General features: G+C 61.8%; 25 protein-coding genes. 5 read left to right on the plus strand and 20 right to left on the minus strand.

The genetic code is table 11. The features are described from left to right. Positions 1-30: 30 nt before the first annotated feature. The 4 genes from J2858_RS05590 to J2858_RS05605 all read left to right on the plus strand — a co-directional run bounded on the left by J2858_RS05590 (position 31) and on the right by J2858_RS05605 (position 3058). A complete protein-coding gene (locus J2858_RS05590; protein WP_210103711.1) occupies positions 31-1224 on the plus strand; it encodes a DNA recombination protein RmuC in 1194 nt (397 codons plus the stop codon). A 75-nt stretch (positions 1225-1299) separates the two neighbouring features. Next, complete coding sequence (locus tag J2858_RS05595; RefSeq protein ID WP_210103712.1) at positions 1300-2199, plus strand: ribokinase; 900 nt, start codon at positions 1300-1302, stop codon at positions 2197-2199. A 130-nt stretch (positions 2200-2329) separates the two neighbouring features. Beyond that, positions 2330-2758, plus strand: coding sequence for an Hsp20 family protein (locus J2858_RS05600; protein ID WP_210103713.1), 429 nt, complete (start codon positions 2330-2332; stop codon positions 2756-2758). Positions 2759-2800: 42 nt separating this feature from the next. Beyond that, the gene (locus tag J2858_RS05605; RefSeq protein ID WP_210103714.1) at positions 2801-3058 is read left to right on the plus strand and encodes a DUF1150 family protein; all 258 of its coding nucleotides are present in this window, start codon (positions 2801-2803) and stop codon (positions 3056-3058) included. A gap of 75 nt (positions 3059-3133) precedes the next feature. Here the strand turns inward: J2858_RS05605 and trmB are convergent, their stop codons facing one another. The 20 genes from trmB to J2858_RS05705 form a co-directional block, all read right to left on the minus strand. Beyond that, positions 3134-3832: a tRNA (guanosine(46)-N7)-methyltransferase TrmB gene (gene trmB, locus J2858_RS05610; protein WP_210103715.1), complete on the minus strand. Its 699-nt coding sequence runs from the start codon at positions 3830-3832 to the stop codon at positions 3134-3136. A 13-nt stretch (positions 3833-3845) separates the two neighbouring features. Next, positions 3846-5084 carry a methionine adenosyltransferase gene (gene metK / locus J2858_RS05615; RefSeq protein WP_210103716.1) on the minus strand — a complete coding sequence of 413 codons (1239 nt, stop codon included), beginning with the start codon at positions 5082-5084 and terminating at the stop codon, positions 3846-3848. A gap of 189 nt (positions 5085-5273) precedes the next feature. After that, positions 5274-5693, minus strand: coding sequence for a helix-turn-helix domain-containing protein (locus J2858_RS05620; RefSeq protein WP_210103717.1), 420 nt, complete (start codon positions 5691-5693; stop codon positions 5274-5276). A gap of 149 nt (positions 5694-5842) precedes the next feature. After that, positions 5843-7438 (minus strand): apolipoprotein N-acyltransferase, encoded by a 1596-nt coding sequence (lnt, locus tag J2858_RS05625; protein ID WP_210103718.1) that lies wholly within the window; start codon positions 7436-7438, stop codon positions 5843-5845. 259 nt (positions 7439-7697) lie between these two features. After that, on the minus strand, positions 7698-8900 hold the full coding sequence (locus tag J2858_RS05630; protein ID WP_210103719.1) for a hemolysin family protein: 1203 nt from the start codon (positions 8898-8900) through the stop codon (positions 7698-7700). A 10-nt stretch (positions 8901-8910) separates the two neighbouring features. Continuing rightward, the gene (gene ybeY / locus J2858_RS05635; RefSeq protein WP_210103720.1) at positions 8911-9420 is read right to left on the minus strand and encodes an rRNA maturation RNase YbeY; all 510 of its coding nucleotides are present in this window, start codon (positions 9418-9420) and stop codon (positions 8911-8913) included. Positions 9421-9437: 17 nt separating this feature from the next. Continuing rightward, positions 9438-10493, minus strand: a complete 1056-nt coding sequence (locus tag J2858_RS05640) for a PhoH family protein (RefSeq protein ID WP_210103721.1) — start codon at positions 10491-10493, stop codon at positions 9438-9440. 33 nt (positions 10494-10526) lie between these two features. Beyond that, positions 10527-11954: a tRNA (N6-isopentenyl adenosine(37)-C2)-methylthiotransferase MiaB gene (gene miaB, locus J2858_RS05645; protein WP_210103722.1), complete on the minus strand. Its 1428-nt coding sequence runs from the start codon at positions 11952-11954 to the stop codon at positions 10527-10529. A gap of 47 nt (positions 11955-12001) precedes the next feature. Beyond that, on the minus strand, positions 12002-12796 hold the full coding sequence (locus J2858_RS05650; RefSeq protein WP_210103723.1) for a lysophospholipid acyltransferase family protein: 795 nt from the start codon (positions 12794-12796) through the stop codon (positions 12002-12004). Then, positions 12793-13221 carry a Fur family transcriptional regulator gene (locus J2858_RS05655; RefSeq protein WP_210103724.1) on the minus strand — a complete coding sequence of 143 codons (429 nt, stop codon included), beginning with the start codon at positions 13219-13221 and terminating at the stop codon, positions 12793-12795. The genes J2858_RS05650 and J2858_RS05655 overlap by 4 nt, the downstream gene beginning before the upstream one ends. Before the next feature lie 40 nt (positions 13222-13261). Further along, positions 13262-13756: a GNAT family N-acetyltransferase gene (locus J2858_RS05660; protein WP_210103725.1), complete on the minus strand. Its 495-nt coding sequence runs from the start codon at positions 13754-13756 to the stop codon at positions 13262-13264. Between the two features lie 9 nt (positions 13757-13765). Continuing rightward, positions 13766-14425: a tRNA (adenosine(37)-N6)-threonylcarbamoyltransferase complex dimerization subunit type 1 TsaB gene (tsaB, locus tag J2858_RS05665; RefSeq protein ID WP_210103726.1), complete on the minus strand. Its 660-nt coding sequence runs from the start codon at positions 14423-14425 to the stop codon at positions 13766-13768. Between the two features lie 6 nt (positions 14426-14431). Next, positions 14432-14998 carry a NifU family protein gene (locus J2858_RS05670; RefSeq protein WP_210103727.1) on the minus strand — a complete coding sequence of 189 codons (567 nt, stop codon included), beginning with the start codon at positions 14996-14998 and terminating at the stop codon, positions 14432-14434. A gap of 114 nt (positions 14999-15112) precedes the next feature. After that, entirely contained in the window at positions 15113-15607 is a 495-nt protein-coding gene (locus tag J2858_RS05675) for a universal stress protein (RefSeq protein ID WP_210103728.1), read from the minus strand. A gap of 122 nt (positions 15608-15729) precedes the next feature. Then, positions 15730-16794 (minus strand): tryptophan--tRNA ligase, encoded by a 1065-nt coding sequence (gene trpS / locus J2858_RS05680; protein ID WP_210103729.1) that lies wholly within the window; start codon positions 16792-16794, stop codon positions 15730-15732. A 137-nt stretch (positions 16795-16931) separates the two neighbouring features. Then, the gene (locus J2858_RS05685; RefSeq protein WP_210103730.1) at positions 16932-17336 is read right to left on the minus strand and encodes a VOC family protein; all 405 of its coding nucleotides are present in this window, start codon (positions 17334-17336) and stop codon (positions 16932-16934) included. Positions 17337-17392: 56 nt separating this feature from the next. Next, positions 17393-19000 carry an ABC transporter ATP-binding protein gene (locus J2858_RS05690; RefSeq protein ID WP_210103731.1) on the minus strand — a complete coding sequence of 536 codons (1608 nt, stop codon included), beginning with the start codon at positions 18998-19000 and terminating at the stop codon, positions 17393-17395. 2 nt (positions 19001-19002) lie between these two features. Next, the gene (locus tag J2858_RS05695) at positions 19003-20133 is read right to left on the minus strand and encodes an ABC transporter permease (RefSeq protein WP_210103732.1); all 1131 of its coding nucleotides are present in this window, start codon (positions 20131-20133) and stop codon (positions 19003-19005) included. Next, entirely contained in the window at positions 20126-21049 is a 924-nt protein-coding gene (gene oppB / locus J2858_RS05700) for an oligopeptide ABC transporter permease OppB (protein ID WP_210103733.1), read from the minus strand. Before oppB ends, J2858_RS05695 begins: the two co-directional genes overlap by 8 nt. 61 nt (positions 21050-21110) lie before the next feature. Beyond that, positions 21111-22709, minus strand: a complete 1599-nt coding sequence (locus tag J2858_RS05705; RefSeq protein WP_210103734.1) for a peptide ABC transporter substrate-binding protein — start codon at positions 22707-22709, stop codon at positions 21111-21113. A 364-nt stretch (positions 22710-23073) separates the two neighbouring features. Here J2858_RS05705 and J2858_RS05710 point away from each other — a divergent pair, with 364 nt between their 5' ends. Continuing rightward, a complete protein-coding gene (locus tag J2858_RS05710) occupies positions 23074-23505 on the plus strand; it encodes a YcbK family protein (protein WP_210103735.1) in 432 nt (143 codons plus the stop codon). The last annotated feature ends 9 nt before the right edge of the window (positions 23506-23514 follow it).

Consider the following 23514-nt stretch of genomic DNA (forward strand, 5'->3'; position numbering starts at 1 on the left):
GAAATCATGGATCTCCGGTAGGCTTGCCCCATGCAGAACCGGAATTTTCCCCTTTTCGACCAGATCCTCCTTTCGCTTCAGGGAACCGGCGGCCTTGTCGTGGTCGCGGGTCTTGTGCTTGCGCTGCTGCTGGTGCTTGTGATGCGCCGCTCGTCCCGCCACGACGCGGAACAGGCCGAGGAGCGGTTTGCCGATCTGATGCGCGCGCAGATGGAGATGCAGGGCCGCGTTTCGGCCATGGCCGAGGCTCTCGCCAGCCGGCAGGCAGAGCTGAACCGGGGGATCAACCAGCGGCTGGATGGCATGACGCACCGGCTGGGCTCGACGATTGCCGAGCAGACGAAATCCACCCATGACAACCTGCGCAAGCTGCAGGAGCGGCTGGCAGTGATCGATGCGGCGCAAAACAACATCCAGACGCTGGCCAAGGACGTCGTTGGCCTGCAGGCAATCCTCTCCAACAAGCAGACGCGCGGTGCCTTTGGGCAGGGCCGCATGGAGGCGATTATTGCCGATGCCCTGCCGCAAGGGGCCTATGCCTTCCAGCCGACGCTTTCCAACGGCATGCGCCCCGATTGTACCATCGCGATGCCGAACGGTGCACCGCCCCTCGTCGTCGACGCCAAATTTCCGCTGGAAGCCTGGCACGCCTTTCGCGATTCGACCCAGCCGGAGGCGCGCAAGCAGGCAGGCGCGCAGTTTCGCCGCGATCTCGAAACCCATATCCGCGATATCTCGGAAAAGTATCTGATCGCGGGCGAAACGCAGGATACGGCCTTCCTCTTCGTGCCGTCCGAATCGATCTTTGCGGAAATCCACGAGCATTTTGAGGCGGTGGTGCAAAAGGCGCAGCGCGCTCGCCTCGTCATCGTCTCGCCGTCGCTGCTGATGCTCTCCATCCAGGTCATCCAGGCGGTGCTGAAGGACCAGCGCATGCGCGAACAGGCGCATCTGATCCAGGGCGAGGTGGCGCTTCTGATGGAAGATCTTCTGCGGCTGGATGAACGGACGCGCAAACTGCAGAGCCATTTCCTTGCGGCCCAGAAGGATGTCGAGCAGATTCTTACCTCGTCCGACAAGCTGACGCGGCGGGGTGCCCGTATCGGCGCGCTTGATCTGGAACCGCCGCCTGCAAGTCTCCCGCCATCGGAAACGCCGGCACGGGAGCGGAGTGTCGACAGCCGGACAGGCTTGTTGAAGCTGAGGGTGGTTGACGAGGATTGATCTCGTCGGGCAGTGTCCGGCGCGCATCTTTCGCACATCGCTTATCGGACACCTCAACAGCATAGGCCGCCTGTCATGATCACCGTCTTCGGCTCCGTCAACATGGACCTCATCGCCACCACGGCGCGTCTGCCAGAGCCGGGGGAAACGGTTGCCGGCACAAGCTTTGCAACGGCCGCCGGCGGCAAGGGCGCAAACCAGGCGCTGGCGGCCGCACGCGCCGGAAGTTCCGTGCGCATGGTGTCGGCCGTCGGCCAGGATGAATTTGCCGCACCGGCCCTTGCCCTGCTGAAGGACGCCGGCACCGACCTCTCCGCCGTAAGCCCGGTCCCCGGCCCGACCGGTACGGCGCTGATTCTGGTCGGCGGCGACGGCGAAAACATGATTGCCGTCGTACCCGGCGCCAATGGTACGCTCGATGCGGACGATGGTGCTGCCGCCGTCGCCAACATGGCAGACGGCGACATCCTGATGCTGCAGATGGAAATTCCCGCCGACGCGGTCGAAAAGGCCATGGTCGAGGCAAAGAGCCGCGCGATCCGCACGCTGTTCAACACCGCGCCGCTGACGCCCGATGCCATCCGGCTGGCGGGCCTTGCCACGATTGTCGTTGCCAATGAAACCGAGTTCGAACTGCTGATCGGCAAGAGCGGCCTTGACGCGGAAAGCCGCCTTGCGGAAATGCAGGCGCTGCATGCCAAGACCGGGCAGACGCTGGTGGTGACGCTCGGCGGCGACGGTGTCGTCGCCCTGCATGATGGACAGGTTCTGCGCGCCAAGGGCCTCGTCATCGACCCTGTCGATACGGTGGGCGCCGGCGACACGTTCTGCGGCTATCTGGCGGCAAGCCTCGACCAGGGACTTTCCTTCGAGGCGGCGCTTCGCCGCGCGGCCGTTGCCGGTTCGCTTGCCTGCCTGAAGCCCGGCGCGCAGCCGGCCATTCCGCTGTTTTCCGACGTGGATGCCAGGGTCTGACAGGCAACCAGCCGCGCTGTCTGTCAGGGGCGGCGCGGCTTGCGCTCAAGCGCAAGACTTCCCATATGAGGGCCATCAGACGCATGCCTTTCAGGGTGCGCAAAAGTCGCTTGATCCCAAGGACTGGACAATGAGCCGCATGACACCGTTCACCAGCCCGCTGCTGCTGGGCTTCGACACCATGGAAAAGACCTTGGAACGCCTGGCCAAGGCGAATGACGGTTATCCTCCCTACAATATCGAGCGCATGGCGCCGGATGCGGCGGGAGAGCCGGAGCGGCTGCGCATCACGCTTGCCGTCGCCGGGTTCTCGCAGGATGATCTCGACGTCAGTGTCGAGGAAAACCAGCTCGTCATCCGCGGCCGCCAGAGCGAAACGGGCGAACGCGATTACCTTTATCGCGGCATTGCCGCACGCCAGTTCCAGCGCATGTTCGTGCTGGCCGATGGCATGCAGGTGTCCGGCGCACGGCTGACCAACGGGCTCCTGAGCGTCGATCTCATTCGTCCCGAGCCGGAACGCATGGTGCGAAAAATTAACATTTCCGTCTCAAAGTAAAGTCGTGGCAGCAATGCCTGACATTTCGAGACGGAGGCTCACATGCTCCTCAAAAACGCGACTGCAAGCCTGACAGAATCCGAACTGGCCCACCTCGGTTCCGGGGAAGTCGGCTATATCCGCAAGATCCGCTCGGAAGATGTCTCCCGCTGCTTTCCCGAAGCGCCGCAGATTGACCCGACGCTCGATCTCTGGGCGCTGTTCGGCGCCGACGGCACGCCGATCCTGCTCACCGACAACCGCTCCAGCACCTTTTTCAAGGCTGCCGAAGACGATCTGAAGACCGTAAGCCTCCACTGAGGGTCTTTCGCTTCCCGCCGCGCACCACGCCGGAGCGACAACAGACGCCCGGCACGCGACAGCTCAAAAATTCAATCAGACACGGGTGAAGGTGAGATAGGCGGATGACCGACCTTCGCGGCGGGCCTTTGCCTCGTAACGCGTGCTCGGCCAGTTGGCGTAAGGCGTCAGCCAGTCCGCCGGCTCCTCGGCTGTCCACTGAAAGCCACCATGGGCGGCGCAATGGGACAGCGTCCAGTTGACATAGGTATCGATGTCGGAGGCAAAGCAGAACACGCCGCCGGGCTTCAGCACCCGGTGAAAGCGCGCCAGATTGACGGCCGATACGAACCGCCGCTTCCAGTGCTTCTTCTTCGGCCAGGGATCAGGATAGAGAAGATCGATATGGTCGATCGAGGCCTCCGGCAGCCAGTCCAGCAGCGCCGTCGCATCATCCTCATAGACCCGGATATTTTTCAGGCCCAGCTCTTCCACGCGTGCCAAAAGCTTGGCCATGGAATTGACGAAGGGCTCGACGCCGAAAAAGCCGACATCGGGATTTTCAACGGCCCGGTGGACGAGATGCTCGCCGCCGCCGAAGCCGATTTCCAGACGAATGGATGTGACCGGCTGCGGAAACAGCGAGGCGATGGTCTCTGGCGCAGGCTGCGCCAGATCCACTTTCAGCGCCGGCAGGACCGAGGCCATCAGGTCGGCCTGGCGTTCCCGCAATGGTTTTCCCTTGCGCCGCCCGAAAAAGGCCTCGGTGGCTCGCGAACGGCGCTCGGATTCCATCAGTCTGACGTCCTCAGTTCTTCAAGGCTTCCTTCAGCGGCTTGACGAGATCGAGCTTCTCCCAGGAGAAGGACCCGTCGCGACCGGCCTTGCGGCCGAAATGACCGTAGGAAGAGGTCTTGGCATAAATCGGCTTGTTGAGGTCGAGGTGACGGCGGATGCCGGAGGGTGACAGGTCCATCACCTTGCGGATTGCCGCCTCGACCTGATCCTCGGTTACCTTGCCGGTGCCATGCAGGTCAACATAGATCGACAGCGGCTGGGCAATGCCGATGGCGTAGGAGATCTGGATCGTGCACTTTTCCGCCAGACCGGCGGCGACGACGTTCTTGGCGAGATAACGCGCCGCATAGGCGGCCGAGCGGTCCACCTTCGTCGTGTCCTTGCCGGAAAACGCGCCGCCGCCATGGGGCGCTGCGCCACCATAGGTGTCCACGATGATCTTGCGGCCGGTGAGGCCCGCATCGCCATCCGGGCCGCCGATGACGAACTTGCCGGTTGGGTTGATGTACCAGGCGCAGTCCTCGGCGATCTTCAGATCGCCAAGCGCTTCGCGGATATAGGGCTCGACAACGGAGCGCACCTTCTTGCTGTCCCAGCTTTCGTCGAGATGCTGGGTGGAGAGCACGATGGAGACGGCCTCATAGGGCTTGCCATCGACATAACGCACCGTCACCTGGCTCTTGGCGTCCGGTCCGAGCTTGCCGACATCGCCTTCACCCGTCTTGCGGGCTGCCGAAAGCAGCTGCAGGATGCGGTGCGAATAATAGATCGGGGCCGGCATCAGGTCCGGCGTCTCGTTGCAGGCGTAACCGAACATGATGCCCTGGTCGCCGGCGCCTTCATTGCCCTGCTGGTCGGCGGCATTGTCGACGCCCTGCGCGATATGCGCCGACTGCGAGTGCAGCAGCACGTCGATCTTGGCCGTCTTCCAGTGGAAGCCGTCCTGTTCGTAGCCGATGTCCTTGATGGCGCGGCGCGCCGCCGTCTTGAACTTGGCCGGGTTGATCACCTCGTTGCCGTTCTTGTCGGTCTTCATCAGGCTCGGCGGCAGACGGACTTCGCCGGCAATCACCACGCGGTTGGTGGTGGCAAGCGTCTCGCAGGCGATGCGAACCGTCCACGGGTCAACGCCCGTCTTGGCGGCTTCCCGGTAGACCAGATCGACGATTTCATCGGAAATGCGATCGCATACCTTGTCGGGGTGACCTTCGGCAACGGATTCGCTGGTGAACAGATAATTGGCGCGCATGCTGGGATTCCCCTCAAGAACAAACCGCTGAATGTCGTAGTCAGTTCGCCATTCAAAAACAAGGACAGAACCACATAAATATATCTTTATACGACAACGAAAGGTTTATGCCGGGGCCTTTGGAGCAATTTTGGACTAAAAAAAGCGGCCGATCAGGCCGCTTTTCCGGGGATATGCGATGGGAAGCGCTTATTCGACGTCAGCCTCGGCGGCCAGCGCCTTGACCAGATCGACCAGCTTGCGGCGAACCTTGGGGTCGGAAATCTTCACGAAGGCGCGGTTGAGCTGCAGGCCTTCGGAGGACGACAGGAAGTCGACGACGTAATTGGAGCTGGATGCCTCGGCCATGCCGGATGGGCCGGTCGCATGGTCGCCAGGTGCGTCCTCGAAGAAGAACGAGACCGGCACATTCAGAATGCTGGAAATGTTCTGCAGCCGGCTGGCGCCGACACGGTTGGTACCCTTTTCGTACTTCTGGATCTGCTGGAAGGTGATGCCCAGGCTCTCGCCCAGCTTTTCCTGGCTCATGCCCAGCATGGTACGGCGAAGCCTGATTCGGCTCCCGACATGGATATCAATCGGGTTCGGCTTCTTCTTGTTTTCAATCATCGTCAATGTCCTAGGTTGCTCTTCAATCCCCATAACCCGCATTACGTGCAAACTTATGTTTCTACTAAAACAATCGCTGCCCAGGCGATACACGGAAACATAGGATCCAACGAAAGGCTGCAACACTATGCAATTTTAGGGGTTTCTGGTCAATTGAGATGGTTTTTTAAACCCATGCGCGAAACAGCTGCAATCAACGCCATAGAGAGGATCAACAACCAGAAGTGCGTTTCCCGCGTGTAGTTGTCCCAAGCAGGGACGGAAGCACCACTCAAAGTGGAGTCGATCACGCCTTTTTGATCAAAGTCAAGCGCATTTCCTACCTCACCAGTGGCATTTATGATTGCGGAAATGCCGTTATTGGCTCCGCGAATCAGTGGAAGCCCCGTTTCCACCGCCCGCAAGCGCGCCTGCAGGAAGTGCTGGTAGGGTCCGGGTGTATTGCCGAACCAGGCATCATTTGTAATGTTCAAAAGGGCGGATGCGCGGGTGACGTCTGCGCCGATTTCCGCGGGGAAGATCGCTTCATAGCAGATGAGCGGATAGAAGGACCGCCCGCTCGGCAGCGTGATCAGCGACCGGCTGGCGCCGGCGGTAAAGCCGCCCGGCATCTCGACGATATTGCTGATGCCGAGCCTGTCCCAGAAACTCTGGAACGGCAGATATTCACCAAACGGCGTCAGGTGCACCTTGTCGGAGGCGGCAATGATCTCGCCCTGGCTGTCGATGGCATAAACGGAATTGTAGTAGCGCGTCGGCTCGCCGGGAGCTGCCTCTTCGGCCCGCACAACGCCCGCCAGCAGCACCTGCCCGTCCTGCAGCATGCCGGCAATGCGGGTGAGAGCCCCCGGATTCTGGGTCAGGATGAAGGGGACCGAGGTTTCCGGCCAGACGATGACATCCGGTCTGCGGGCGCCCGGCTTCGGCGGCAGCGCCGACAGCACAAGATGTTCCTCGAACACCGCCAGACGGTCGGTATTGTCCATCTTGCGGGCCTGGTCGATCACCGGCTGGACGATCCGCACGGAAAGAGGCGGCTGGCTCGACGGAATGGCGGCGACGACATGCATGCGATAGACGCCGTATCCGACATGGGCCGCAATCAGGGCCGCCGCGATGACAAGGCCGCCGGCCGCACCCTTGCGCGTTGCAATGAGCGCCGGCGCGCCGGCCACGAACACGGCCAGCAGCGTGACGCCAAAAATGCCGATCGCCTGCGCCGACTGCATCATGACCGGCACCGGCATCACGCCATACCCGATCGCATTCCAGGGAAAACCGGTAAACAGAAAGCTGCGTAGCCATTCGGCAAGGGCAAAGCCCACGCCGAGAGCCGCCAGACGCCCGAACCCGTCCGACCACAGAAGGCTCGCGATCAGCGTCGCGCATCCGTAAAACACCGCAAGCACCGCCGGCAGGCCGAAAATCGCCAGCGGCAGCGCCCAGGCAAATTCGTCCGCATCCACCAGCAGCGCATTGCCGAGCCACCAGAGGCCGGCGACGAAATAGCCGAAGCCGAACAGCCAGCCGAGAGAAAACGCCGTGCGAAAACGCCCGAGCCGCCCCGCTTCCGGGACGGTTGCGGTGCCATCCATCAGCCAGACAAGCAGGGTGAAGGAAACAAAGAGCGAGGCGACAAAGGAGACGGGTGGCATGGAAAGTGCCGCAACAGCGCCGGCCAAGATCGCAAGACCCGCTCGACGCCACCCCCATAGAAGCATGACCCTGCCGGCGAAACGCTCCATGGACATCCTTTCCGATCTCTTAAGGACGCGCAGGCAACCGGCTGTGCGGGGCCACGCTGACGGGCTTGATACGCATGTGACTGAAGCAACGCCTACAACATCACGGCCGAAACCGGAAACGCTTTGCAGGAAAACTGAGGCGGATCAAAGGAAGGCGCGGCTGGCCGTGGAAGGAAGCGACGGGCGGCCGCCTGGGCCTGACTTGCCGCAGGCGCGCCGCACGCGACGGCGCCCTCGGCACAGCACCCCTTTCACCGGATCAGCCTTCGGGTCGCTCGACACCATCCTGCGGCGGGTTGGGGGCTGTCGACACAGGTGCTGAATCCACCGGCGTCTCGGCCGCGCCCAGTGCTGCCTCGGATGCGGAGGCATCCCCCTTCAGCTGGCGGCGGCGCGCGACCACATGGCGCTTGCGCATGATGCGTACGCGCTTGATGCGGCGCGGATCGGCATCGAGAATCTGAAACTCGAAGCCCGGCACCGCCTGCACCAGCTCGCCGCGCACCGGAATGCGGCCAAGCGCCGAAAAGATCAGGCCGCCCAGCGTATCGACATCTTCCAGCTGATCGCGCACGTCGAAATCCGGGCCGATGGCCTCGGCAATTTCTTCCAGTTCCACGCGAGCATCGGCGATGAATACATCCTCGCTGGTGCGCGAGAACAAAGCCTCGTCGTCATCGTGCTCGTCCTCGACATCGCCGATCACCATTTCGACGATGTCCTCGTGGCTGACGAGACCGTCGGTGCCGCCGTATTCGTCGATGACAAGCGCCATCTGCGTGCGCGCCGCCTGCATGCTCTGCAACAGGTCGGACGCCAGCATGGAGGGGGGCACGAAGAGGATCTGGCGGATGAGGCCCGCATCGGCGACGGTCTTCATCAGGTCGACGCGGCCAAGATCAAAGGCGGGACGCGGGGTGCGCACCGTCTTTTCCTTCAGCACGGCACCGGAGGCACCGTCCACCTGCACCGCCTTTTGCGGCGCGCTGCGGCGCTTGTTGCGCGCTTGCTTGGCGAGATAAGACAGAAGGTCGCGAATGTGCACGAAGCCGCGCGGATCATCCAGCGTATCGCTATAGACGGGCATGCGCGAGCGGCCGGTTTCCTCGAAATGGATCATCAGCTCGCCGAGCGTCATGGTCATGTCGACGGCCTCGATATCGGCGCGCGGCACCATGATGTCTTCGACACGCACTTCCCGGAATCGCAGGATATTGTGCAGCATCGCCCGTTCTTCGGGCGAAAAGGCACTGCTGACGGAGGTATCGGTCATCAGGGCGTCGGCGAGGTCTTCGCGCAACCTTTCGCCCTGGGCTGGCCGCAGCAGGCGGATCGCCCGCGCCCAGAAGGTGCTGTGCGAGCGGCCGTGGTGTTCGCGTCGTAACGGACTGCCACCCTCTTCGGAGGAAGACTGCTCGGATTCGGTGCCGCCGCGGGCGGTCTGTGTCGAAATCTCGTTCATGGTTCCAGTTTTATACCAGCGGATCCTGTCCCGCATAGGGATCAGATAGGCCAAGGGTGGCCAAAATACGAGTCTCCAGCGCTTCCATTTTTTCCGCCTCGTCCACCTTGATGTGGTCGTAGCCGAAAAGATGCAGGAAACCGTGCACCATCAGATGCGTCAGATGATCGTCGAAGGACTTGTCCAGATCAACCGCCTCGCGCTCGACAGTTTCGCGCGCAATGACGATATCGCCCAGCATAGGGCCGGGCATCTTGCCGGGCGCCACCGGAAAGGCGGGGAAGGACAAGACATTGGTCGGCTTGTCCTGGTCGCGCCACTGCGCATTGATCTCGCGGATCGCCGCATCGTCGGTAAACACCAGCGAAAGCTCGGCCGGATGCGGCTGGAAAGGCTGCTTTTCTTCGCGTGCCAAGTAATCGGCGGCCGCGTGGATCACCCGCTCGGCCATCGTGGCGAGCGTCTCTTCGTCGGGCCAGCGTTCGTCCTCGACGCTGATCTGTATGTCTAGCTCTGGCATGGGATTGAAGGCCGACTTCAGCGGCTCTCGTGCTCGCTTTCTTCATGAACGGCGTATTGCGCGTCATAGGCCTGGACGATGCGACCGACCAGCGGGTGGCGCACGATGTCGGTATCCTTGAAGCGCACGACGGAGATGCCCTCGACGCCGCTCAAGAGCTGCAGCGCTTCCACAAGGCCCGATTTGACGCCGCGCGGCAAATCCACCTGGCTCGGGTCGCCGGTCACGATCATGCGGGCATTTTCGCCAAGACGGGTCAGAAACATCTTCATCTGCATCGATGTCGTGTTTTGCGCTTCGTCGAGGATGACGGCGGCATTGGCGAGCGTACGCCCGCGCATGAAGGCCAGAGGCGCAATTTCAATGACGCCGGCGGTGATTGCCCGCTCCACCTTGTCACCGGGGATCATGTCGTACAGCGCGTCATAAAGCGGGCGCAGATAGGGATCGACCTTTTCCTTCATGTCACCGGGCAGGAAGCCGAGCCGTTCGCCCGCTTCCACCGCCGGACGCGACAGGATGATCCGGTCGACGGCGCCGCGCTCCAGAAGCTGGGCGGCATGCGCCACCGCGAGATAGGTCTTGCCGGTGCCGGCCGGGCCGACGCCGAAGACCAGTTCCGACCGTTCCAGCGCCCGCATATAGGCATCCTGCGTCGGGGTGCGGGCCGCCACCGTCTTCTTGCGGGTGGAGATCTGCGCCATCGACAGCTTGGCCTTGCGTTCGAGCGTCGGCAGGATCAGCTGGTCGTCTGCGGCAACTGCCATGCGGATTGCACCTTCCACGTCGGAGGTTTCGACAGAAGCACCCTTCTGCAGGCGCTCGTAGAGGAAATCGAGGGCGCGGCGCGCCTGATTGGTCGCCAGAAGCTCGCCTGAAATGCTGACCGAGTTGCCGCGCGCCCGCGCATCGATATGCAGGCGCTCCTCAAGGAGCTTCAGGTTCTGGTCGAATTGGCCGAAGAGTTCGCTGGCCAGCCTGTTGTTCTCGAACGTCAAGACGAAGTGATTGGCATCGATCGCGGCGGTGCGGGTGTTGCGCGAGGGTGAGGAAACCAATTCCTGTCTGTTCAAGTAGCAAGGCTCCTATAAGCGGCTTTGAACCATTTAACGCTCGATCCTCTCGGCAAACAAGCTGTTTGGTCCCGTGCCCGTGATTCGTACCTGGATAATGTCACCGATTTGCGATGTTTTTGCATCAACATTCACGGACTGGAGCCAGGGAGAACGACCGATCAGCTGACCGGGCATCCGGCCTGGCTTTTCCAGCAGAAGATCGATGGTCTTGCCCACGCAGCTTTCAGCAAATGCGTGCTGCTGCTTGAGAAGCAGCGCCTGCAACCGTTCGAGCCGTTCGGCCTTCACCGCATCGTCCACCTGAGAACCGAGATCGGCACCCGGAGTTCCCGGCCGCGTCGAATATTTGAACGAGAAGGCCTGCGCATATTCGACGGTTTCGACCAGCCGAAGTGTATCCTCGAAATCCGCATCCGTTTCGCCGGGAAAACCGACGATAAAATCGCCCGACAGCGCGATGTCGGGACGTGCGGTGCGGATGCGCTCGATGAGGCGCAGGTAATCGGCGGCCGTATGGCGCCGGTTCATCGCCTTCAGGATCCGGTCGGATCCCGCCTGCACCGGCAGATGCAGATAGGGCATCAGGGCGCGCAGGTTACGATGCGCCTCGATCAGCCGGTCGTCCATGTCGCGCGGATGGCTCGTCGTATAGCGAAGCCGCGCAAGACCGGGAATCTCGGCCAGCCGATAGAGAAGATCGCCAAGGCTCCAGGCATCGCCGGAGGGACCGGCCCCATGCCAGGCGTTGACGTTCTGGCCAAGCAGCGTCACCTCGCGCACGCCGGCATCCACCAGGCGCTGTGCTTCGTCGAGGATCTGGGACAGCGGCCGCGACACTTCCGAGCCGCGCGTATAGGGCACCACGCAGAAGGTACAGAACTTGTCGCAGCCTTCCTGCACGGTCAAAAAGGCGGTCACGCCGCGCGAACGGATCGCGGCGCGCTCGGCGCCCGGCAGATGCTCGAACTTGTCTTCGACCGCATAATCCGTCTCGATGACGCGTTCGCCGGCGCGCGCGCGCTTCAGCGCCTGCGGCAGCCGGTGATAGGTCTGCGGACCGATCACCACATCGACGGCAGGCGCCCGGCGTAGGATTTCCTCGCCTTCCGCCTGCGCGACGCAACCGGCCACGCCGATCATCATCTCGCGGCCGTTGGCATTGCGCTCTTTCTTCATGTCGCGCAGCCGGCCAAGCGCCGAATAGACCTTGTCGGCGGCCTTTTCGCGGATGTGGCAGGTGTTCAAGAGAACGAGATCGGCCTCTTCCACCGCCTCGGTCGTCACATAGCCTTCGCTTGCCAGCGCATCGCCCATGCGCATGGAATCGTAGACGTTCATCTGGCACCCGTAGGTCTTGATGAACACTTTTCGCGTGTTGGCAGCAGGGCTTGCCTGCGCAATGGCACTGTCGCCGCCATGCAGTGCTGCGGCTGGAAGGGTGGCTGTAAGGTCGCTCATGGCCGCCTCTTTACTGCAAGACGGCCTGAATTAGAAGGGCTTCGTGCTCAGCGGCTGCGTGGATAAAGCCTGTCGCGCAGCATGGCGCGCAACCGGTCCACCACGGTAGCACCTGCCACCTTGCGATTGGTCTCGGCGCGAAACTCCACCACCTCGCCGAAATCCACATCCACTTCCATGGCTTCCGCCTTCAGGACGCCCATCAGATGCGGCACAAGTTCGACATCGCCGGGCCAGGCGGCAATCGGGCGATGATAGCGGCCCATCGGCATGCCATAGATGCCGGTATAGGCGATCGACACCGGCTGCACATAAACGACACCACCGGGTGCGGATGAGACGGCAGCAGAGGCTGCGCCGAACAGCGAGGATTTCACCTCCATCAACCGGTTGCCATCCGATGTCGTGCCTTCGGGAAACAGCACGATGATTTCCGATGCGGCAAGACGGGCGGCAATCTCGTTCACCTGCTCGCCGGCCTTCCGTTTCTGTTCGCGCACCACGAAGACCGATTTCTGCAGCTTTGCCAGCCAACCGAACACCGGCCAATCCGCCACCTCGGCCTTGGCGACGAAGACGACATCGGCAATCGCGCCGAGCACGAGAATGTCCTTCCAGGACGCGTGATTGGCGGCCAGCATCAGCGGCCGGCGGCTTTCAAGTGTGCCATGCTGGCGAATGCGGATGCCGAGCAGGTAACAGGCCGCGCGATGCCAGACGCGCGGCAGGCGGCGGCGCAGCATCCAGTCGAATCGCAGGGCCAGAAGCTGCACCGGCAAAAGAACAAGCGTCAGCACCGAGAGGAGCAGGAAGACCAGCCCGATCCGCAGCCAGTTGATCACGGATCGTCCTTGTCGAGCGGAATGCCGTATAGCTCAAGCCGGTGGCCGACAAGGCGAAAGCCGTGTTCACGGGCAATGCGCTCCTGCAGCGCCTCGATCTCGGCGGAGCGGAACTCCACCACCTCGCCGGTCTTCACGTCGATCATGTGGTCGTGATGTTCTTCCGGCACGGTTTCATAGCGCGAGCGGCCATCGCGAAAATCGTGCTTCTCGATGATGCCGGCATCCTCGAACAGTTTGACCGTGCGATAGACCGTGGAAATGGAGATGCGCGAATCGACCTTGGTGGCGCGGCGGTAAAGCTCCTCCACATCGGGATGGTCATCGCTGTCCTGCAGGATGCGCGCAATCACGCGGCGCTGATCGGTCATGCGCATGCCACGCTCGGCGCACAGCTCCTCCAGGGATTTGGAAAGGTCTGTCATGTCGTCACGGCCTTGCATCGCAGATGGGATCTGTATCGGACTAGCGAAGATCGCGCCGCATGACAAGCGCTGCGGTCCGCGTGCCATCGGCGCTGGCATAGTAGGCGGGCCGGCGCGCCACCTGCAAAAAGCCGAGACGCCGGTAAAGACCGACGGCGGCGGCATTGTTTTCCTCGACTTCCAGAAACATGGTTTCAGCACCGCGGACGGCCGCTTCGCGAAGCGCCGCCTGCATCAGGCGCCAGCCAAGGCCGGTGCGCGCAAGCTTTTCGCCAACGGCAATGGTGAGGATTTCCGCTTCGCCCGCCACCTCGCGCGACAGCACGAAGCCGCCGAGCGGCCGGCTGAAAAAGGCATTGGATTGCAATGCGCAAAAGCCAAAGACGCCGTCCTGCCCGAGAAGATCCAGGACTTCACCCTCGCTCCACTGCCGCGCAAAGCGCTGCCCGTGCAGTTCCGATGCGGGGCGGCAATCGCTGTCCTTCATCGGCACGATATCGAAAAAGGGCTTCCAGGTCAGGTAATCGTCGAACATGAAGAATCGTCAGGCGCGGGAAAGGGCAAATCCGTCCTGCGGTTTAGCATCAGGCCCGCGAAGGTAAAGCGGTTTCGGCCGCGCTACATGCGCCTCAACCTCCGCGCCGAGGCGCGCGACAATGCCAATGTCGAAGCGATCGGGTTCGGACGCTGCCCCTTCGCCGGACAGAAGGGATGCTGCCGAGCCGGTAACGGCTGCGCCCTGGATTTCCGCTAAATGGCGTAGATCCTCAAGAGACACGGCGGCAGCCTCGGTTATTGGCGCACCATCAGTGCCAAAAACCTGCGCATAAATCTCGTCACGCTTGGCATCCATGGCCGCGATCACCGGACGAGACGCATCGTTTGCAAGGTGGGCGCGGGCGAGAGCGGAAAGCGTGGTGACGCCCACGGCATCGGCCGGAAGCGCCAGCGCCAGACCCCGTGCGGCCGCCACGCCGACGCGAATGCCGGTAAACGAGCCAGGCCCGATGGTGACAGCAACCCGGGTGATGTCGGACAGCGCCACGCCGGCCGTTTCCAGCACCTCATCGATCATCGCCATCAGCCGTTCCGCATGGCCCTTGCCGATGCGGTCCGTCACCTCGGCCAGGATTTTGCCTTGGGAAGCGTCATAGACCGCGGCGGAACAATCCACCCCGGCCGTATCGATGGCGAGAAGCATCATGAAGGATCAGAGCGCCTCGACCGACTGCACTTCCGGCACGAAATGCTTGAGGAGGTTCTGCACGCCGTGCTTCAGCGTTGCCGTCGACGACGGGCAGCCGGAGCAGGCGCCCTTCATGTTGAGATAGACGGTGCCATCGCGAAAACCCTTGAAGGTGATGTCGCCGCCGTCCTGGGCAACGGCCGGGCGCACGCGGGTTTCCAGCAGTTCCTTGATGGTGGCAACGATCGTCTCGTCACCATCCTCAAAGAATTCGCCTTCCTCGTCGGTCGCTTCCGCCATGCTGGCCGATCGGCCCATCACGGGCTGGCCGGACATGAAATGCTCCATGATGGAGCCCAGAATGGCCGGCTTCAGGTGCTGCCATTCCTGGCGCTCCTTCGTCACGGTAACGAAGTCATAGCCGAAATAGACGGCAGTCACGCCATTGATGGCAAACAGGCGCGCTGCGAGCGGCGAAGCCTCGGCTTCTTCGGCGTTGCGGAAATCCGCCGTGCCCTTTTCCATCACCACCTTGCCGGGCAGGAACTTCAGCGTCGCCGGGTTCGGCGTAGATTCGGTCTGGATGAACATCTGGGGATCTCCTCGGCAGCCACCGGGGCGCCAGTTTAGAATTCTTCAAAAGAAGATAATCGGGTTCATGTTTATATTCAAGTGCGTATTTCCAAAACCCCGATCAAGACCCTATCAGCAGAGCGCGTCGATCTCGTCATCCGTCAGCGTATCGGGAAGCACGGTGACGGGGATGGGGAAGGCCGCGCCGCGGGCGGCAAGCGAGGTGACAAGCGGTCCCGGCCCTTCCTTGGAGGAGGAACCGGCGGCCAGAACGAGAATGGCGATATCGCGATCCTCCTCGATCACCGCATTGATTTCGTCCGACGCACTGCCTTCGCGAATCACCACTTCCGGATCGATGCCGATCGTCTCGCGCACCCTCTGGGCAGCCTTTGCCATGGCGGCTTCCGCTTCCTCGCGCGCTTCGGCGCGCATGATCTGCTCGACACCCAGCCACTGCTGGAAATCGCCTTCCGGAATGACGAAGAGGAGGATCAGCCCGCCATTGGAATTCTTGGCGCGGCGCCCGGCATAATGCACGGCGCGTTCACATTCCGGCGTGCCGTCGATGACGGCCAGGAACTTGCGGCGATGCCCCTCAAGCCGTGAAAGACGCTTTGAAACCATGGACGCTCCCCCTCATCTCGACCGGATGTATCGCGTTTGAGAACTTATACCAATCGGCGAAAATGAAAACCCGCCGGCCTGTACAGCCCGGCGGGTGTCTGTCTCTCGGCGCGGCTATCGGTTCAGCGCAGGAAGCCCACGATGTCGAACACCTCGTTCATCACCTTTTCAGCGCGGGCGCCGGCGCGCTCGCCGCCATCGCGCAGGATGGCGTCGATATGGCTGGTATCGTCCATCAGGCGGCGCATTTCGCCCGTGATCGGCGACAGAACATGCACGGCAAGATCGGCAAGCGCCGGCTTGAACACGGAAAACTGCTGGCCGCCAAATTCGGCAATCACGTCTTCCTTGGTCTTGTCCGAGAGCGCCGCATAGATGCCGACAAGGTTTTCCGCCTCCGGACGACCTTTCAGGCCTTCCAGTTCGGACGGCAGGCCGTCCGGATCGGTCTTGGCCTTGCGGATCTTTTTCAGGATCTCGTCGGCATCGTCCATCAGGTTGATGCGCGACAGGTCCGACGGATCGGATTTCGACATTTTCTTCGTGCCGTCGCGAAGCGACATGACACGCGGCGCAGGGCCATCGATCAGCGGCTCGACCAGCGGGAAATAGCCATGGATCGGCTCTTCGCCGACGACCATATCAACGCCGGTGCCGGTGGCGCGGATTTTCTCCTGAAAGTCGATGTTGAATTTTTGCGCGATATCGCGGGCCAGTTCCAGATGCTGCTTCTGGTCGTCGCCGACAGGCACATGGGTGGCGCGGTAGACCAGAATGTCGGCCGCCATCAGGCTCGGATAGGCAAGCAGGCCGAGCGAGGCATTTTCGCGGTCCTTGCCGGCCTTGTCCTTGAACTGCGTCATGCGGTTCATCCAGCCGATGCGGGCAACGCAGTTGAAGATCCAGGCCAGTTCCGCATGCTGCGGCACGGCCGACTGGTTAAAGACGATATGCTTCTTCGGATCGATGCCAGAGGCGATGAAGGCGGCTGCAATCGAGCGGATCTGGCCGCGCAGATCGTCATGCACGAGCTGGGCCGTGATCGCATGCAGGTCTACGACGCAATAGATGCAATCATTGTTTTCCTGCAGCGCAACGAACTTGCGGATCGCGCCGAGATAATTGCCGAGATGCAGATTGCCCGTCGGCTGGACACCGGAAAAAACGAGCGGCTGGAAGGTATTCATATCGTCCTCATTCAGGCTGGTGGAGGGCCACAGGCTTTTGGAAACGGATCATCGGAAAGGGTGAAGATCTTTCCGCGTTCCGCCCCTGACGGCCATGGTGCTAACGGCGCGCTTGAAGCACGGCTTGGGCCTTGCGATCAAGGGGCTGCATCGGTGTTGTGCTGGATCAGATCCCAAAGATTGCCGTAGAGGTCGGAAAACACCGCAACCGTGCCGTAAGGCTCGTGGCGCGGCTCTTCGATGAAGCGCACGCCCTTCTCCCGGAAAGCCGCATGATCGCGGGCAAAATCATCCGTCGACAGGAAGAAGCTGACGCGGCCGGCCGTCTGGTTTCCGATCGCCGCCTGCTCGGTCGCACTATCGGCGCGGGCGAGAAGCAGGGATGCCCCCTCGCCACCCTTCGGCCGGATGACCACCCAGCGCTTGCCCTCCTCCGGCAGGGGCGCGTCGAACACGGGTTCGAAGCCGAGTACCCCACAATAAAAATCTTTCGCGCGGTCATAGTCATCGACAACAAGGGTCACGAGAAACAGGCTCGGCATGTGTCCTCTCCTTAAAACAGTTACGCCCGGCAGAACCGGGCGTAACACGAGAGATGTCAGTGCGTGAAGGCGGCTGCAATCAGCGCCTTGGTATAATCCTGGGCGGGGCTGTCGAAAATCTCTTCCGTCGGCCCCTCCTCCACGATGCGGCCGTTCTTCATGACAACCACATGGTCGGACATGGCGCGCACCACCGAAAGATCGTGGCTGATGAAGACATAGGACAGATCGTGTTTTGCCTGCAGGTCGCGCAGAAGCTCGATCACCTGGCGCTGCACGGACCGGTCGAGCGCCGACGTCGGCTCGTCGAGGATGACCACCTTGGGTTTGAGGATCATCGAGCGGGCAATCGCGATGCGCTGGCGCTGGCCGCCGGAAAACTCGTGCGGATAGCGGTTGCGCGCGGCCGGATCGAGCCCGACCTCGTTCAGCGCCTCGATGGCCCGCTTGTCCCGGTCGGCCTTGGAAAGCGCCGGCTCGTGGACATAAAGCCCTTCGGTGATGATCTCGCCCACCGTCTGGCGCGGCGAGAGCGACCCGTAAGGGTCCTGGAACACCAGCTGCAACTGGCGCCGGTAGGGCTGCATCTGCTTGCGGTCGAGGCTCGAGACATCGGTCGTCTCGAAGCGATAACGCCCGTCCGATTCGAGCAGCCGCAGGAGCGCGCGCCCGAGCGTCGATTTGCCCGAACCGGATTCGCCGACGATGCCGATGGTCTGGCCCTTGCGGAGCCTCACGGTCACATTGTCCACGGCGCGAAACGTCTGGCTGCCCTTGAAGAGCAGGCCCGAGCCGATATCGAAATCAACAACGACATTGCGGCCTTCCAGAATGACCGGAGCCTCCGCAGGCGGCGCAGGCTTGATGCCGGCGGGCTCGGAGGCGAGCAGCATCTTGGTATAGTCATGCTGGGCATTGCCAAAGATCTCGTCGCGCGTGCCCTGTTCGACAATTTCGCCGCGCCGCATCACCACGACGCGGTCGGCGACATGCTTCACCACACCCAGATCATGGGTGATCAGCACGATGGCCATGCCGAAGCGCTTTTGTAGATCGGCGAGAAGATCGAGAATCTGCGCCTGGATCGTCACGTCGAGCGCCGTTGTCGGTTCATCGGCAATCAAGAGGTCCGGTTCGTTCGCCAAGGCCATGGCGATCATCACGCGCTGGCGCTGGCCGCCGGACATTTCATGAGGATAGCTGTCGATGCGCCGCTCCGGGTCCGGGATGCCGACGAGTTTCATCAGTTCCAGCACGCGGGAGCGCGCCTCACGCTTGCCCATGCCGCGATGGTGGATGAGCGGTTCGGCGATCTGCCTGCCGATCGTGTAGAGCGGATCGAGCGAGGTCATCGGCTCCTGGAAGATCATGGTGATCTTGGAGCCGCGCACGCTATTCAGCGTCGAAAGGCTTGCGCCGACCAGTTCCGTCTCACCGTATCGGGCCGAGCCGGACACGCGGCCATTGCTGGCCAGAAGCCCCATGACGGCCATCATCGTCTGGCTCTTGCCCGAGCCGGATTCGCCGACGATGGCGAGCGTTTCGCCCTTTTTCACCGAAAAGCCGGTGCCCTTGACCGCATTCACCTCGCCGTCCGGCGTGGTGAAATCGACCTTCAGATTGGCAACCGTCAGCACGGTCTCGCTTGTGTTGTTCGTATCCATGCTCAGCGGTCCTTCGGATCGAGCGCGTCGCGCAGGCCGTCGCCGACGAAATTCAGCGAAAACAGCGTGATGACGAAGAAGATCGACGGGAAGATCAAAAGCCAGGGCGCGTTCTGCATGTTCTTGGCCCCTTCCGAGATCAGCGTGCCCCAGCTGGCAAGCGGCGCCTGGACGCCAAGGCCGAGGAAGGACAGGAAACTTTCCGTCAGGATCACCTGCGGCACCACGACCGTCACGAAGACGATGACCGGGCCGATGGTGTTGGGGATGATGTGGCGGCGGATGATCTGCCAATCCGAGAGGCCGAGCGCCTGCGCTGCGCCGACGAATTCGCGCCGTTTCAGCGACAGCGTCTGGCCGCGCACGATGCGCGCCATTTCCAGCCATTGCACGGCACCGATCACCGCAAAGATCAGCACCACCGAACGGCCGAAGAAGACCACCAGCACCACGACGAGAAAGACGAAGGGCAGCGAATAGAGGATTTCGACGAAGCGCATCATGATATTGTCGACGCGCCCGCCGAGATAGCCGGAGGTTGCGCCGTAGACGACACCGATGCCGAGCGACACCAGCGAGGCGGCAAGTCCGACGGCAATGGAAATCTGACCGCCGAGCATGACGCGCACCATCAGGTCACGGCCGTTGCTGTCGGTGCCGAAGAAGAAATATTTCTGGTCCACCGTGCCGGTCAGCACCATGGAAAGCTGGTCGGGGGCGGTTTCCTTGACCTCCGTCGACTTGAACTCGTTCACCCGGTCGAAATAGCGCACAGAGCGCAGATCGATGGGGCTTGAGGAGGTCACTCTGGCTGTAAAGACGCCGTTGTCGATCTCGAAGCTTTCGAGCGTCAGGCGGGCGCGTTTTGCCGCCGAGGCGGCGACATCTTCCAGCGTCTTCGGGTCCGGCCGGGGCGAAAGGCTCGGCGGAATGGTGACGTAGGAGGCAAACACCTGGTCATAGGCATGCGGCACGAAGAGCGGACCGGCAAAGGAGAAGAGGCCGATCAGCAGCAGCACGAGGCAGGAGACCATGGCCGCCGTGTTGCGGCGAAAGCGCAGGAGCGCCAGCTGCCCGAGGCTTCGGCCCTTCATTTCGGGTGCTGTCGCGGAAAGAGTGGTCATGTCAGTCATGGCGAACCCTCGGGTCGAGCAGGCCATAGGCGATATCGACCAGGAGATTGAAGAGGATCACGAAGATCGCGACGAGGATGACGGTGCCCATCACCAGCGGATAATCGCGGTTCAGCGCCCCCAGCACGAAATAGCGGCCAACGCCTGGAATGGTGAAAATGCTTTCCACCACAGCCGAACCGGTAAGCAGCGCTGCGGCACAGGGCGCCAGATAGGAAACGACCGGCAGCATCGCCCCGCGCAGCGCATGGGTGACGACCACGACCCGCGATGGCAGACCATAGGCGCGGGCCGTGCGGATATGGTCGGTGTGCAGCGCCTCGATCATCGCGCCGCGCGTGAGGCGGGCAAAGACGGCCAACTGCGGCAGCGCGAGAGCAATCATCGGCAGGATGAGATATTGCGCCGAGCCATCGCCCCAGCCGCCGGCGGGCAGCCAGGACAGAAGCACGGCAAAGACCAGCGTCAGCACCGGGCCGACGACGAAATTGGGAACGGTGACGCCCACCGTCGCAAACGCCATCAGACCGAAATCAAGGGCGCTGTTTTGGCGCAGCGCCGCAATCGTGCCGAGCAGCACGCCGCCAACGAGCGCGATCAGGATGGCCATGGAGCCCAGCTGCATCGAATACGGCAGCGCCTTGCCGATGAGTTCGGCAACGGTATTGTCCTTGTAGATGAAGCTCGGGCCGAAATCGCCGGTCAGCGCATTGCCGATATAGGTGAGGTATTGCCGCCAGATCGGCTGATCGAGATGGTAGGTCGCCATCAGATTGGCCATGGTCTGGGGCGGCAGCGGACGTTCCAGGTTGAACGGGCCGCCGGGCGCAAAGCGCATCAGGAAAAACGAAATGGTCACGACGACGAACACCGTGGGAATGGCGCTCATCAGCCGGCGCAGGACGAAGCTGATCATGGGTCAAAAAGCATGACGCGCGAGACCCTTTGGGTTTCGCGCGTCATTCTCCCTTTAAGGGTTATTCGGAGACGTTCAAATACTTGGACAGATGCTCGTTCACCGCATTGTCGCTCCAGCCGGAGACACGCGACGCCACGAGCCACAGGTTGGCCGTGTTCATGAACGGCGCGATCGGCTGGTCACGGCTGAGAATGGCTTCCGCGTTCTTCAGAATTTCCATGCGCTTTGCCACATCCCGCTCCTCGTTCGACTGCTGCATCAGCGCATCGAACTCGTCATTCTTGTATTTGGCGTAGTTGAAGGTGACGTTGGAGCCGACATTCAGCGTCAGGAAGTTTTCCGGATCGGCGTAATCGGCCGTCCAGCCGGCGCGGGCGACATTGAACTTGCCGCCTTCCTGCAGGTAGGCATAGTGCGAGGCGACATCGAGATTGACCAGCGACACATTGGCGCCGAACGTGTTCTTCCACATGTCGGCGACCGCGGTTGCCACACGCTCATGGTTGGCATTGGTGTTATAGCGGATCTCGATATTGAGCGGCTTTGCGCCTTCGCCGTAGCCGGCCTCCTTCATCAGCGCGACGGCCTTGTCCTCGCGGTCGATCTGCGACAGCGCGGCCCAGTCCGGCACGGCGCCTTCGCCATAGCCTTCCATGCCCGGCGGCACGAGATGGTAGGCCGGAAGCTGCGCGCCGGAATAGATCTCGGCTGCCAGGAAATCGCGGTCGACAGCCATCGAGAGCGCGTTGCGCACCCGAACGTCGCTATAGGGCGCCTCGCGCGTGTCGAAGGTGTAGTAATAGGTGGCAAGCGAGGGGTTCACATGCACCTGATCGCCATAGCTTTCCCGCAGGCGTTTGATCTGGTCGGCGGAGAAATTATAGACGAGGTCCATTTCCTTGGCCTCGAAACGACGCACGGACGCCGCATCGTCATCGATCGGGTAGAAGATCACTTTGTCGAGCTTGACGTTGGCGACATCCCAGTACTGGTCGTTCTTCACCACGGTCAGCGTATCGTTGGGCACATGGCTCTCAAGCTTGAAGGCGCCGTTGGAGACCATGTTGCCGGGCTTGACGAACTGATCGCCGAACTTTTCGAAATTGGCCTTCGAGATCGGCAGTGCCGTCTGATGCGCCAGAAGCTGCAGGAAGAACGGCGTCGGACGCTCGAGCGTGATTTCCACTGTCTTGGCATCCACCGCCTTCACACCCAGCTGGTCGACGGGGAGTTCGCCCTTGTTGACCTTCTGCGCATTCTTGATCGGGTAGAGAATATTGGCATAGCCGGCCGCCGTCTTCGGATCTTCGACGCGGCGCAGGGAGAACAGGAAATCCTCGGCCGTCACGGCAGAGCCGTCCGACCATTTGGCATTGTCGCGCAGCTTGAAGGTATAGACCGTGCCGTCGTCGGACACGGTCCAGCTTTCGGCGGCACCGGGCACGATCTCGCCCTTGGCATCATAGATCGTCAGGCCCTCGAACAGGTCCTTGACCACGAAGCTTTCGATGTCGATGGAGATGTGGGCGTAGTCGAGCGTCTGCGGCTCGCCACTGTTGCCGCGATGCAGAACGGCTTCGGCCAGCGCATTGCTCGCGCCAAACAGAAGCGATCCCACGAGGATCGAAGTCGCCAATCTGGTTTTCATGAACGTCATTCTTTGTTTCCCTTCCCCCAATGTGATCCTGGGTGTGAGGCGCAGAGCAAATGCGAATCCTGATCACAATACAAGTAGAACGTTAGTGCATTCGACATTATGCAGGCATATTTGCGACATCTTTGCGCCGTTGCGACCGCCTTTTGGCGCACGGATGCGTGATCATGAACCACCGTTTTCTCCGTGATGAGCGCTCCGTCTGGAGCGGGTGCAGCGGAAAATGGTTAATGGAATTTAACATCAAAGGCAGACAGATCTAAAATTTGAGCAATTTTGCCCTTACTGAGGTCACTTTCAGGAAGGAAATGCTCCGCCAGTTAAAAGTTAGCCCTTTCTTATGGGCCTTGAACCGGACGGAGACTTCATGCGCAAACTGTTGTGCGTCGCGCTCGCAAGCGTCATCAGCCTTTCATCGGCCATGGCTGCGGAAAAGGAACCTGTGAAAATCCGACGCGGCAATCTGTTCACCCACGATTACAGCGCCGCCTATACGGTGCAGCGGGTGAGCGTCAAGACCGAGTGTTTCCCGGAAAGGCTGGAAGCCATCCTGGCCCATATCGCGATCGAGACCGGGCGAAAGCCGGTCGTCACCTCGGGCCACCGGCCCCGTGCGGGGCGCTCCCAGCACAGCAGTTGCCTGGCCGCCGATATCCGGGTGCCCGGCGTGTCCGACCGCGCGGTGATTGCGGCCGCCTCGACTGCCCCCGGCATTGGCGGCATCGGGCGCTATTGCAACGGCATCATCCATGTGGATGTGGGGCCCAAGCGCCGCTGGGCCTATTGCGGCAAGTCGTAAGAGCCTCAC

It is taken from the genome of Neorhizobium galegae, from assembly GCF_017877135.1.
Classification (GTDB): Bacteria; Pseudomonadota; Alphaproteobacteria; order Rhizobiales; family Rhizobiaceae; genus Neorhizobium; species Neorhizobium galegae_A.

What these genes read in the sequence shown, in the direction of transcription:
- miaB (WP_210103722.1), bottom strand. Translation starts at nt 11,954, where the DNA reads ATGAGCGACCTTACAGCCACCCTTCCAGCCGCAGCACTGCATGGCGGC.
- J2858_RS05710 (WP_210103735.1), top strand. Translation starts at nt 23,074, where the DNA reads ATGCGCAAACTGTTGTGCGTCGCGCTCGCAAGCGTCATCAGCCTTTCA.
- J2858_RS05690 (WP_210103731.1), bottom strand. Translation starts at nt 19,000, where the DNA reads ATGGATACGAACAACACAAGCGAGACCGTGCTGACGGTTGCCAATCTG.
- J2858_RS05675 (WP_210103728.1), bottom strand. Translation starts at nt 15,607, where the DNA reads ATGGTTTCAAAGCGTCTTTCACGGCTTGAGGGGCATCGCCGCAAGTTC.
- J2858_RS05655 (WP_210103724.1), bottom strand. Translation starts at nt 13,221, where the DNA reads ATGACAGACCTTTCCAAATCCCTGGAGGAGCTGTGCGCCGAGCGTGGC.
- J2858_RS05660 (WP_210103725.1), bottom strand. Translation starts at nt 13,756, where the DNA reads ATGTTCGACGATTACCTGACCTGGAAGCCCTTTTTCGATATCGTGCCG.
- J2858_RS05695 (WP_210103732.1), bottom strand. Translation starts at nt 20,133, where the DNA reads ATGACTGACATGACCACTCTTTCCGCGACAGCACCCGAAATGAAGGGC.
- metK (WP_210103716.1), bottom strand. Translation starts at nt 5,084, where the DNA reads ATGCGCGCCAATTATCTGTTCACCAGCGAATCCGTTGCCGAAGGTCAC.
- oppB (WP_210103733.1), bottom strand. Translation starts at nt 21,049, where the DNA reads ATGATCAGCTTCGTCCTGCGCCGGCTGATGAGCGCCATTCCCACGGTG.
- trmB (WP_210103715.1), bottom strand. Translation starts at nt 3,832, where the DNA reads ATGGAATCCGAGCGCCGTTCGCGAGCCACCGAGGCCTTTTTCGGGCGG.
- J2858_RS05590 (WP_210103711.1), top strand. Translation starts at nt 31, where the DNA reads ATGCAGAACCGGAATTTTCCCCTTTTCGACCAGATCCTCCTTTCGCTT.
- J2858_RS05705 (WP_210103734.1), bottom strand. Translation starts at nt 22,709, where the DNA reads ATGACGTTCATGAAAACCAGATTGGCGACTTCGATCCTCGTGGGATCG.
- ybeY (WP_210103720.1), bottom strand. Translation starts at nt 9,420, where the DNA reads ATGCCAGAGCTAGACATACAGATCAGCGTCGAGGACGAACGCTGGCCC.
- J2858_RS05620 (WP_210103717.1), bottom strand. Translation starts at nt 5,693, where the DNA reads ATGATTGAAAACAAGAAGAAGCCGAACCCGATTGATATCCATGTCGGG.
- lnt (WP_210103718.1), bottom strand. Translation starts at nt 7,438, where the DNA reads ATGGAGCGTTTCGCCGGCAGGGTCATGCTTCTATGGGGGTGGCGTCGA.
- J2858_RS05595 (WP_210103712.1), top strand. Translation starts at nt 1,300, where the DNA reads ATGATCACCGTCTTCGGCTCCGTCAACATGGACCTCATCGCCACCACG.
- J2858_RS05685 (WP_210103730.1), bottom strand. Translation starts at nt 17,336, where the DNA reads ATGCCGAGCCTGTTTCTCGTGACCCTTGTTGTCGATGACTATGACCGC.
- J2858_RS05600 (WP_210103713.1), top strand. Translation starts at nt 2,330, where the DNA reads ATGAGCCGCATGACACCGTTCACCAGCCCGCTGCTGCTGGGCTTCGAC.
- J2858_RS05630 (WP_210103719.1), bottom strand. Translation starts at nt 8,900, where the DNA reads ATGAACGAGATTTCGACACAGACCGCCCGCGGCGGCACCGAATCCGAG.
- J2858_RS05670 (WP_210103727.1), bottom strand. Translation starts at nt 14,998, where the DNA reads ATGTTCATCCAGACCGAATCTACGCCGAACCCGGCGACGCTGAAGTTC.
- J2858_RS05605 (WP_210103714.1), top strand. Translation starts at nt 2,801, where the DNA reads ATGCTCCTCAAAAACGCGACTGCAAGCCTGACAGAATCCGAACTGGCC.
- trpS (WP_210103729.1), bottom strand. Translation starts at nt 16,794, where the DNA reads ATGAATACCTTCCAGCCGCTCGTTTTTTCCGGTGTCCAGCCGACGGGC.
- tsaB (WP_210103726.1), bottom strand. Translation starts at nt 14,425, where the DNA reads ATGATGCTTCTCGCCATCGATACGGCCGGGGTGGATTGTTCCGCCGCG.